This window comes from Pseudomonas sp. NPDC086278, assembly GCF_050280905.1.
In the GTDB taxonomy this organism is placed as follows: domain Bacteria; phylum Pseudomonadota; class Gammaproteobacteria; order Pseudomonadales; family Pseudomonadaceae; genus Aquipseudomonas.
The window spans coordinates 1-10,790 of sequence record NZ_JBNNWE010000142.1; the positions used below are offsets into that span (position 1 = coordinate 1).

Consider the following 10,790-nt stretch of genomic DNA (forward strand, 5'->3'; position numbering starts at 1 on the left):
AACACGACGGTCGCTACTACGTCGCCGATTACAAATCCAACTGGCTGGGCCTCGACGACTCGGCGTACACCGAGCAGGCAATGGAGCAGTCGATTCTCGACAACCGTTACGACCTGCAATACGTGTTGTACCTGCTGGCCTTGCACCGCCAGCTCAAGGCGCGGCTCGCCGATTACGATTACGACCGGCATGTCGGCGGCGCGCTGTATCTGTTTCTGCGCGGCACGCGTGCTTCGAGTCAGGGGGTGTATTTCGCCCGTCCGCCTCGCGAATTGATCGAGCAACTGGACCGGCTGTTCCAGGGCAAGCCGCAGCCCAAGGCCGAACCCGCGTGGGAACAGGGAGAACTGTTATGAGCCGCACCTTCGCCGATTTGCTGCCCACGTCATTGGCCGCCGAAAGCCTGGCGGATCTGGCGCCGTTGACTCGCGCCGACGATTTGCTGCTGTTGCTGACGCGCTGGGTCGAACGCGGCTGGTTGCGGGCGCTCGACAAGGCTTTCGTGGCTTTCTTGCACGAACTTGCGCCCGGCGATGATCCGCTGGTGCTGCTGGCCGCTGCCTTGACCAGTCATCAACTGGGCCACGGCCATGTTTGCCTGGACCTGTTCGAGACGCTGAAAGCCCCCGATTTCGCGTTGTCCCTGCCGCCGGAAGGCGATGTGCAAAGTGGAGCGATGCTATTGCCATCGCAATTGCTGGAAGCGCTGGACGGCGCCCATTGGTGCAAGGTACTGGCCGCCAGCAATCTGGTGGCGCTGGCGGTCGATGGCCGTGAGGAGGCGCAATCGCGGCCCTTGGTGTTGTCGGGCAAGCGCTTGTACTTGCGCCGCTACTGGGCCTACGAGCGGCGTATCGACAACGCATTGCGCCTACGCCTGGCGGAGCAAGAGTCGGCACCGAGTGATTTGCCTCAACGCCTGACCGGTTTGTTCGGTGCGGCGAAGTCCGGCGAGGTGATCGACTGGCAAAAACTCGCTTGTGCCCTGGCAACGCGCAGTGCATTCAGCATCGTTACCGGTGGCCCCGGCACGGGCAAAACCACGACGGTCGTGCGTCTGCTCGCCTTGCTTCAAGCCCCGGCGGTGGAGGCGGGCAAACCGTTGCGCATCCGTCTTGCGGCACCCACCGGCAAGGCTGCCGCGCGGTTGACCGAGTCCATCAGCCAGCAAGTGCAGTCGTTGAAAGTCGCTGAAAACGTGCGGGACAAAATCCCCTCCGACGTCACCACGTTGCACCGCTTGCTGGGTAGTCGCCCCGGCACCCGCCACTTCCGTCACCATGCGGGTAACCGGTTGCCGCTGGATGTGTTGGTGGTCGACGAAGCCTCGATGATCGACCTGGAAATGATGGCCAATCTGCTCGACGCGATGCCGGCTCATGCGCGGTTGGTGTTGTTGGGTGACAAGGACCAGTTGGCCTCGGTGGAGGCCGGCGCGGTGCTGGGCGACCTGTGCCGCGATGCCGAGGCAGGTTGGTACAGCCCGCAAACCCGCCAGTGGCTGGAGTCGGTCAGCGGTGAAAGTCTGACGGCCAGCGGTTTGCGCGAAGACGCTGCCGGCACCCATCCCTTGGCTCAGCAAGTCGTGATGTTGCGCCATTCGCGTCGCTTCGGCGAGGGCAGCGGCATTGGGCAACTGGCGCGTTGGGTCAACCAGCAGCAACCCGAGGAAGCGCGCAAGCTGCTCACGGCCCGAACTCACGATGACGTGTTTTCCCTGCCGCTCAAAGGTGAGCATGATCGGGCGCTGGAACGCTTGCTCCTTGAAGGGCATGGTGACGGCCCGCAAGGTTATCGGCGTTACCTGAGCCTGATGCGCGACCAACGACCGTCGCTCGAACGGATGCTCGACGATCCCTGCTGGACCGAGTGGGCGCGCCAGGTGTTGCAGGCTTTCGACGCCTTTCAGCTGCTGTGCGCCGTACGCAAAGGGCCGTGGGGCGTGGAAGGATTGAACCAGCGCGTCACCGACGCCTTGCTCAGGGCCCGGCTGATCGACAGTGACCAGCAATGGTACGAGGGGCGGCCGGTGCTGATGACGCGCAACGACTATGGCCTCGGTTTGATGAACGGTGACATTGGCATCGCCCTCAAGCTGCCCGAACGCGAGGGCCCCGACGCCGGCAAGCAGGTGTTGCGCGTTGCGTTTCCACGCAACGACGGCCAGGGAGGCGTGCGTTTTGTTCTGCCGAGCCGGCTCAATGACGTCGAGACCGTCTACGCCATGACCGTGCACAAATCCCAGGGGTCCGAGTTTGCCCACACGGCGTTGATTCTTCCGGACGCCCTCAACCCGGTGCTGACCAAGGAACTGATTTACACCGGGATCACCCGGGCCAAGCACTGGTTCACCTTGATCGAACCTCGCGCCGGCGTATTTGAAGAGGCCGCGCGGCGCAAGGTCAAACGCTTGAGCGGGTTGATGCTGGAGCTGGATGACGCGATCGATTCGCGTGAATGAAGTACCCACCGTGCACGGCGCAAAGGGACGAGGCGCTGTAGCGCGCGGTCTCGCTGGCGTTTTAACCCTGTGCTATCGTTGCGACATTATTTCGCTACATCAAAGAGAATCGCTGCATGAAGGTGGCTGTCCGCGCGGCAGGGTGCGTCGTTGGTTGCAAGCAGAGGCTGTTGGCAGGCCTTCTCTGCCTGTTCAGCACCTTCGTTTTCGCCCAGCCGGGAACGCCAGCGGGCATGGCCGACCAGCGTGCCAAAGCGGTTACTCAAGTGGTTCTGGGGATTCTCAGTTACGCGCGCTGGCCGGTTGAACCTGCGCAACTTCGCTTGTGTGTGGTCGGCCCTACCGAATACACCGATGACTTGGTCAAAGGCACGACCCAGGCCACCGGCCGACCCGTAATCGTGCAACGGCTGTTGGCCGACAACCCGTCCATCGCCAGTGACTGCGATGCGGTGTACATCGGCAAACTGACCGGCGACGAACGCACCCGTCTCTTCGCCGCGTTAAGCGGGCGTCCGGTCTTGAGCATCAGCGAGGCCGACGATCAATGCACCGTCGGCAGTCTGTTTTGCCTGCGGGTCAGCGATGATCAGGTGTCCTTCCAGGTCAACCTTGATTCCGTCGCCCGCAGTGGCGTGCGCATTCACCCCAGCGTGTTGCAACTGTCCCGTCGCACCCCGGCGGCACCATGAGCCTGTTCAAGCCTGATCGCCCTACGTTGCGCTCGGTCATCGGCCGTGGTCATTTGATCGTCGCGCTGGTGGCCGTGGCCATGGCCAGTCTCTCGCTGACGTTGCTCGGTGTGCTGGCCTTGCGCGTCTATGCCGACCACAACCTGCACCTGATCGCGCGCTCGATCAACTACACCGTGGAAGCCGCCGTGGTGTTCAACGACAAGGCTGCCGCCACCGAAGCCCTGGCGTTGATCGCGTCGACCGAGGAAGTCGCCGATGCCCAGGTGCTGGATAAGAACGGCAATTTACTGGCGCGTTGGCAGCGGCCGGAAACCGGGTTGTTCTCCGAGCTTGAAATGCAAATCGCCACGGCCTTTCTGGAGAAGCCGATCAACATGCCGATTGTCCATCAGGATCGGGAAGTCGGCAGCATCCAGCTCACTGGCGACGGCGGCAGCCTGATGCGGTTTTTGCTCAGCGGTCTGGTGGGCATCATCCTCTGTACCGCCATCAGTGCCTGGGTCGCGCTGTATCTGGCTCGTCGCCAACTGCACGGGATCACCGGCCCCTTGCGCAGCCTCGCGTCCGTGGCCCACGCCGCCCGCAGCGAGCGCGCCTTTGACCGGCGCGTGCCGCCTGCCGCCATCGCCGAACTGGACAACCTCGGCAACGACTTCAATGCCTTGCTCGACGAGCTCGAATCCTGGCAAACCCACCTGCAAAGCGAGAACGAAACCCTCGCGCACCAGGCCAGCCATGACAGCTTGACCGGGTTACCGAACCGGGCGTTTTTCGAAGGCCGGCTGCTGCGTGCGCTGCGCAATGCCAACAAACTCGGCGAGCGCGTGGCCGTGCTGTTCCTCGACAGCGACCGGTTCAAGGGAATCAACGATAACTTCGGCCACGCGGCTGGCGATGCGGTGCTCGTTGCGGTCGCCAATCGGGTTCGAGCGCAGTTGCGTGAAGAGGATCTGGTGGCGCGTCTGGGCGGCGACGAGTTTGCCGTGCTGCTGACCCCGCTGCACAAAACCGAAGACGCCGAGCGCATTGCCGACAAAATCATCGCCAGCATGGAGGCGCCCATTGAGTTACCGGGCGATACCTCGGTGTTGACCTCGCTCAGCATCGGCATCTCGGTGTACCCCGATCATGGCGCCACGCCCGACGCACTGCTCAGTGCCGCCGACGCGGCGATGTACCACGCCAAACGGTTGTCCCGAGGCGCACAGCAAACGGCAGGGTCGGAGCACTTTGCCGCCAATCGTCAAACCAGGAGCTAATGCACGTGTTCTCCCTTTCCCAGCGGTCCTTGCGGTTTTTTACCTTCACCCTTTACCTGGCGTTGCTAGCCTTGACCGGTTGCCAGACGGCGCCTCCAAAGGGCCTGACGCCGGCGCAGGTCGCGGTGCTCAAGCAACAAGGCTTCGAGTTGACCGACGAGGGCTGGGCCTTTGGCCTGTCTGGCAAAGTGCTGTTCGGCAGTGACGACGACAGCCTGAACGCAGCCAGTACCGAGATCGTCCAGCGTATCGGCAAGGCGTTGCTGGGTGTCGGTATCGAGCGGGTGCGGGTCGATGGCCACACCGATACGTCAGGCAAAGAGTCCTACAACGAGACGCTGTCGCTGCGTCGCGCGAAAAGTGTCGGCAAGGTGCTGAGCACGGTCGGCATGCAGGAACAGAACATTCAACTGCGTGGCCTCGGCAGCGGTCAGCCGGTAGCGTCCAACACCACCGCGGCTGGCCGCACCGAAAATCGCCGGGTCTCGATCGTGGTGTCCACCGACTAATCGGCGAACAACATGTCCCGACTGTTGCCCATCAACAGCCCCTGATTCTGCTCGGTCACCTCGCGGATGTAATCCCACAACAGGGTGATCCGCTTCAATTTGCGCAAATCCTCCCGGCAGTACATCCAGAACTGCCGGGTGATGTTGATTTCTTCCGGCAACACTGCCAGCAATCGCGGATCCTGCGCCGCCAGGAAACACGGCAGAATCGCCAGCGAGCGCCCTTGCTGCGCCGCCACGAACTGCGCGATGACGCTGGTGCTGCGCAGGTTGGCGCTGGCGCCGGGCAGTACGTTCGCCAGGTACAACAGCTCCGAGCTGAAGGCCAGGTCGTCGACATAACTGATGAATGAATGGTTGCCCAAGTCGGTAGGGCGGCGGATCGGTGCGTGTTTGTCCAGATAGTCCTGGGTCGCGTAGAGCTGCAACTTGTAGTCGCACAATTTGCAGCAGACGTAGGGGCCATGCTCCGGACGCTCCAACGCAATGACGATGTCGGCTTCGCGTTTGGACAGGCTGATAAAGTGCGGCAGCGGCAGGATGTCCACCGAGATCGCCGGGTAGGCGTCGACGAAATGGCTAAGCTGCGGCGTGATGAAAAAACTGCCGAAGCCTTCAGTGCAGCCCATGCGCACGTGCCCCGACAGCGCGACGCCGGAACCTGACACCTGTTCGCAGGCCATGTGCAGCGTGCTTTCTATCGACTCGGCGTAACCGAGCAAGCGTTGGCCTTCGGCGGTGAGGACAAAACCGCTGGTCCGGGATTTCTCGAACAGCAATGTGCCCAGCGCTGCTTCCAGCGAACTGATGCGTCGCGACACGGTGGTGTAGTCGACCGCGAGGCGCTTGGCGGCCGTGCTGGCCTTGCGGGTGCGGGCCACTTCGAGGAAAAACTTGAGGTCGTCCCAGTTCAGCGAGCCTAGAGACGTGATGTTTTTTTGCATGATGGACCGGCTTTTATGTGCGTTCTTATTAGAAGTTTGCACATCTATACTCCAAAAACCGTCCGACAACCAATTCGCGACACACGCCTCATCTCAAGGCGCCTGAACCGCCTTGGCTCCCCGCACAACAATAAGTCCAGGAGACCAGCATGAACGCATCGCTCACGCCCAACGAAACCACCGTGCAGACCGTCAAGCTGTTGATCGACGGCGAGTGGGTCGAATCGCAAACCACCGAGTGGCACGACATCGTCAACCCGGCCACCCAGCAAGTGCTGGCCAAAGTGCCATTCGCGACCGCCGAGGAAGTCGACGCCGCCATCAGCGCCGCCCATCGCGCCTTCCAGACCTGGAAGCTGACGCCGATCGGCGCGCGGATGCGCATCATGCTCAAGCTCCAGGCGTTGATTCGCGAGCACTCCAAACGTATCGCCGTGGTGCTCAGCAACGAGCAGGGCAAAACCATTGCCGACGCTGAAGGTGACATTTTCCGTGGCCTGGAAGTGGTCGAGCACGCGTGCTCCATCGGCACCCTGCAAATGGGCGAGTTCGCCGAGAACGTCGCCGGCGGCGTTGATACATACACCCTGCGTCAGCCTATCGGCGTCTGCGCCGGCATCACCCCGTTCAACTTCCCGGCGATGATCCCGCTGTGGATGTTCCCGATGGCCATCGCCTGCGGCAACACTTTCGTTCTCAAACCGTCCGAACAAGACCCGCTGTCGACCCTGTTGCTGGTGGAACTGGCGATTGAAGCCGGCGTACCGGCGGGCGTGCTCAACGTGGTTCACGGTGGCAAAGACGTGGTGGATGCGCTCTGCACCCACAAAGACATCAAGGCTGTGTCCTTCGTCGGTTCGACCGCGGTCGGTACGCACGTTTACGACCTGGCCGGCAAACACGGCAAGCGCGTGCAATCGATGATGGGCGCCAAGAACCACGCCGTGGTGCTGCCGGACGCCAATCGCGAACAAACCCTGAATGCCTTGGTGGGCGCCGGTTTCGGTGCCGCCGGTCAACGCTGCATGGCCACTTCGGTGGTGGTGTTGGTGGGCGCGGCCAAGCAGTGGCTGCCGGACCTGAAAGCGCTGGCTCAGAAACTCAAGGTCAATGCCGGCAGCGAAGCGGGCACCGACGTCGGTCCGGTGATTTCGAAAAAGGCCAAGGCACGGATTCTCGACCTGATCGAAAGCGGCATCAAGGAAGGCGCCAAGCTGGAACTGGATGGTCGCGAGATCAGCGTTCCGGGCTTCGAGAAAGGCAACTTTGTCGGCCCGACGCTGTTCTCCGGCGTGACCACCGACATGCAGATCTACACCCAGGAAATCTTCGGCCCGGTGCTGGTGGTGCTTGAAGTCGACACCCTCGATCAAGCCATCGCGCTGGTCAACGCCAACCCGTTTGGCAACGGCACGGGCCTGTTCACCCAGTCGGGTGCGGCGGCGCGTAAATTCCAGACTGAAATCGACGTCGGTCAGGTCGGCATCAACATCCCGATTCCGGTGCCGGTCCCGTTCTTCAGCTTCACCGGTTCGCGCGGTTCCAAACTCGGCGACCTCGGCCCGTATGGCAAGCAAGTGGTGCAGTTCTACACGCAGACCAAAACGGTCACCAGCCGCTGGTTCGATGACGACAGCGTCAACGACGGTGTGAACACCACCATCAACTTGCGTTAAGGAGCCGGACATGAAAATCGCTTTTATCGGTCTCGGCAACATGGGCGCGCCGATGGCGCGCAACCTGATCAAGGCCGGCCACTCGCTGCGCTTGGTCGACTTGAACAAAACCGTTCTGGCCGAGCTGGAGCGACTGGGCGGCAGCATCAGCGCTTCGGCGCGCGAAGCCGCGCAAGGTGCGGAACTGGTGATCACCATGCTGCCGGCCGCCGTGCATGTGCGCAGCGTCTGGCTGGGTGACGATGGCGTGCTCGCCGGTATCGGCAAAGGCGTGCCGGCGGTGGATTGCAGCACCATCGACCCACAGACGGCACGTGATGTCGCCGCTGCCGCCGCCAGGCAAGGCGTGGCCATGGCCGATGCGCCGGTGTCTGGCGGCACGGGCGGTGCAACGGCCGGGACCTTGACGTTCATGGTTGGCGCCACCCCGGAACTGTTCGCCACCCTGCAACCGGTGCTGGCGCAGATGGGCCGCAACATCGTCCATTGCGGCGAAGTCGGCACCGGGCAAATCGCCAAGATCTGCAACAACCTGCTGCTGGCGATCTCGATGGTCGGTGTCAGTGAAGCCATGGCGCTGGGCGATGCGTTGGGGATCGACACCGGCGTGCTGGCCGGGATCATCAACAGTTCGACCGGGCGTTGCTGGAGTTCGGAGATGTACAACCCGTGGCCGGGCATCGTCGAAACGGCGCCTGCCTCGCGCGGTTACACCGGCGGATTCGGTGCTGAACTGATGCTCAAGGATCTGGGGCTGGCGACTGAAGCGGCGCGTCAGGCACACCAACCGGTGGTGCTCGGCGCGGTGGCGCAGCAGCTGTATCAGGCAATGAGCCAGCGCGGGGAAGGTGGCAAAGACTTTTCGGCAATTATCAACAGCTATCGCAAACCGCAGTAACGGGCTGAAGTTGTCTGGCCTGTTGCAAGCCAGACAACTTAGACAACTTGGCCTGTGGGAACCCACAAACATTTACCGGGAAATCACGTCGGGTGATCTCCCGGTTTTTTTGCATCAGGCAAACACGTAATACTTGCGTACGGTTTCCACGACTTCCCAAGTGCCCTTCATCCCCGGCTCAATGACGAAAATGTCGCCGGCACGCAGGTGGATCGGTTCCAGGCCTTCCGGGGTGATGATGCAATAGCCCTCCTGGAAGTGGCAGTATTCCCACTTCACATATTCCACGTACCACTTGCCTGGCGTGCAGATCCAGGTGCCCATGAACTTGCTGTTGTCTTCGCTGGCGTAGGCATCGAGGTTGACGGTGTGCGGGTCGCCTTCAATTCTTTTCCACGTGCAGGCGTCGACTTTAGGCATCGGCTTGGTGTCGCGAAGAACGGTAATCGGTGGGTTCATGATGACTCCGGGCGATTGGAACAGCGGGAGCCGACCCTAACATTCCTATTGCGACGTCATTTGTCTGTTCTCGACAAAGAGATGTCCAGAAACGCGCACTGGCCGACGCTAATGGCTCAACGCCTTCAGCAATTCTTTTGCGTAAACGGGCAGCGCCGCAAAGTCCCGCGCGCACAGCAGCAGCTTGCGTTGCGCCCAGGGTTCTTGCAGCGCGTGGCTTCTGAAGGGGCGCTCCCCCGGCCAGCGTTCGACGGCCGCCAGCGGCACAATCGCCAAGCCGGCGCCGCGAGCGACCATGCGCATCACACTCTCGAAACTCTCGGCGCGGATGCGGATTTTCAGGCGTGAACCCACGTGCTGCGCCTGTTCCTCAAGGTACGCAGCCAAAGCGCTGTTGGCGTTCAGTCCGACGTAGTCGTGGTGCAAGGTCGCGCCGAAACTCAACGACTCGGTGGCGGCCAGCGGGTGATCGCGCGGCAGAATCAGCACCAGCGGGTCGTCGCGAAACGGTCGGGTGTGCAGCTCATCGGTTTCCACGGCGCCGGAGACGATACCGAGGTCCGCCGCGCCCTGGCGCAACGCGTGGGTGATACGGGCGCTGGGCAGTTCCTGAAGTTGGATATCGAGGTTCGGATGCTCACGCAAAAAGTCGGCGAGCAACTCCGGCAGGTATTCGCTGAACGCGGTGGTGTTGCACAGCAAGCGCACCTGACCTTTGACGCCCTTGGCATATTCGGCGAGGTCTTGTTGCAGGTGCTCGGCCTGTTGCAGCAGGAGCCGGGCGTGTTGCGCCAAGGCCTTGCCGGCCGGGGTCGGCGTGACACCACGACGACCGCGCAGCAGAAATTCAATACCGAACGACGCTTCCATGGCGCGGATTCGGGCGCTCGCCGCCGCCAGGGACAGATGGCTGCGCACGGCGCCGGCGGTGATGTTGCCCGCGTCGAGGACGTTCAGGTAGAGGCGCAGGTCGGTCAGGTCGAAGTGCATGGTTACTGCCTCGGGAGGTTTGTTGTCTGACAGCCTTCGCGAGCAAGCTCGCTCCCACTTCCGGCCGAGTCATAACCGACAACACGGTCAACGGTGGGAGTGAGCCTGCTCGCGAAGACGTCAGCGGGCGCACTGAAATTATCAGCCTCTGTAAAAAGAAGAGGCTGCCTCAATATATGGCAGATTTCCACCCGGTCAGTCCAGGCCCAGGATAAGCCCATGAATACACTCGCCACGTTCTATCAAAACCTCGGGCTGACCCTTTCCCTTCTGGTCGTCGTTACGTTCCTGCTGGCCGGCATGATCAAAGGCGTCATCGGCCTTGGCTTGCCCACCGTCGCCATGGGCCTGCTCGGTCTGGCCATGGCGCCATCGCAGGCAGCGGCGCTGCTGATCATCCCGGCGACGCTGACCAATGTCTGGCAACTGGCATTCGGCGGGCATTTGCGCGGGTTGATCAAACGCCTGTGGCCGATGCTGCTGGCGATCTTCATCGGCACGGGCGCGGGCACACTGTGGATCGGCATGGCCGGTGGGCATTGGGTGGTGCGCGGGCTGGGGGCGGCGTTGTTGCTTTATGCGCTGAGCGGATTGCTGCTGCCGACCTTGCGCGTCGGCGGTCGCTGCGAACGCTGGCTCGGGCCGCTGTGTGGCGTGCTGACGGGCGTCATCACCTCGGCCACGGGTGTGTTTGTGATTCCGGCGGTGCCGTACCTGCAAGCGCTGGGTTTGAGCAAGGATGAACTGGTGCAGGCGCTGGGCCTGTCGTTCACCGTGTCGACCCTGGCGCTGGCCGCCGGCCTGCTATGGCGCGGCGCGTTGGGCGGCGCAGAATTGAGCGCGTCGTTGCTGGCGCTGATCCCCGCAGTGCTGGGCATGTTGCTCGGCCAATGGCTGCG

General features: G+C 62.4%; 11 protein-coding genes. 8 read left to right on the top strand and 3 right to left on the bottom strand.

Features of this window, described 5'->3' with window-relative positions; translation table 11 throughout:
- The 5 genes from ACQKP4_RS27180 to ACQKP4_RS27200 form a co-directional block, all read left to right on the top strand.
- Positions 1–356: hypothetical protein (locus tag ACQKP4_RS27180; protein ID WP_427637075.1), on the top strand; the 356-nt coding region annotated here is incomplete at its 5' end.
- Entirely contained in the window at positions 353–2,461 is a 2,109-nt protein-coding gene (gene recD, locus ACQKP4_RS27185; RefSeq protein WP_427637077.1) for an exodeoxyribonuclease V subunit alpha, read from the top strand. The genes ACQKP4_RS27180 and recD, both read left to right, overlap by 4 nt.
- A gap of 116 nt (positions 2,462–2,577) precedes the next feature.
- The gene (locus ACQKP4_RS27190) at positions 2,578–3,153 is read left to right on the top strand and encodes a YfiR family protein (RefSeq protein WP_427637078.1); all 576 of its coding nucleotides are present in this window, start codon (positions 2,578–2,580) and stop codon (positions 3,151–3,153) included.
- Entirely contained in the window at positions 3,150–4,415 is a 1,266-nt protein-coding gene (locus ACQKP4_RS27195; protein WP_427637080.1) for a diguanylate cyclase domain-containing protein, read from the top strand. The genes ACQKP4_RS27190 and ACQKP4_RS27195 overlap by 4 nt, the downstream gene beginning before the upstream one ends.
- A complete protein-coding gene (locus ACQKP4_RS27200) occupies positions 4,415–4,924 on the top strand; it encodes an OmpA family protein (protein ID WP_427637081.1) in 510 nt (169 codons plus the stop codon). Before ACQKP4_RS27195 ends, ACQKP4_RS27200 begins: the two co-directional genes overlap by 1 nt.
- On the opposite strand, the gene ACQKP4_RS27205 is transcribed toward ACQKP4_RS27200, so the two are convergent.
- Positions 4,921–5,868 carry a LysR family transcriptional regulator gene (locus ACQKP4_RS27205; protein WP_427637082.1) on the bottom strand — a complete coding sequence of 316 codons (948 nt, stop codon included), beginning with the start codon at positions 5,866–5,868 and terminating at the stop codon, positions 4,921–4,923. The genes ACQKP4_RS27200 and ACQKP4_RS27205 overlap by 4 nt on opposite strands.
- Positions 5,869–6,017: 149 nt before the next feature.
- On the opposite strand from ACQKP4_RS27205, the gene ACQKP4_RS27210 reads away from it, so the two are divergent.
- Positions 6,018–7,544 carry a CoA-acylating methylmalonate-semialdehyde dehydrogenase gene (locus ACQKP4_RS27210; protein ID WP_427637084.1) on the top strand — a complete coding sequence of 509 codons (1,527 nt, stop codon included), beginning with the start codon at positions 6,018–6,020 and terminating at the stop codon, positions 7,542–7,544.
- Positions 7,545–7,554: 10 nt separating this feature from the next.
- The gene (gene mmsB / locus ACQKP4_RS27215) at positions 7,555–8,442 is read left to right on the top strand and encodes a 3-hydroxyisobutyrate dehydrogenase (protein WP_427637086.1); all 888 of its coding nucleotides are present in this window, start codon (positions 7,555–7,557) and stop codon (positions 8,440–8,442) included.
- A 114-nt stretch (positions 8,443–8,556) separates the two neighbouring features.
- Here mmsB and ACQKP4_RS27220 read toward each other — a convergent pair whose 3' ends face one another.
- On the bottom strand, positions 8,557–8,901 hold the full coding sequence (locus ACQKP4_RS27220; RefSeq protein ID WP_427637088.1) for a cupin domain-containing protein: 345 nt from the start codon (positions 8,899–8,901) through the stop codon (positions 8,557–8,559).
- Between the two features lie 108 nt (positions 8,902–9,009).
- A complete protein-coding gene (locus tag ACQKP4_RS27225; RefSeq protein ID WP_427637090.1) occupies positions 9,010–9,891 on the bottom strand; it encodes a LysR substrate-binding domain-containing protein in 882 nt (293 codons plus the stop codon).
- 219 nt (positions 9,892–10,110) lie between these two features.
- Between ACQKP4_RS27225 and ACQKP4_RS27230 the strand changes: the two genes are divergently transcribed.
- The coding region (locus ACQKP4_RS27230) for a sulfite exporter TauE/SafE family protein (protein ID WP_427637092.1) at positions 10,111–10,790 on the top strand (680 nt) is incomplete at its 3' end.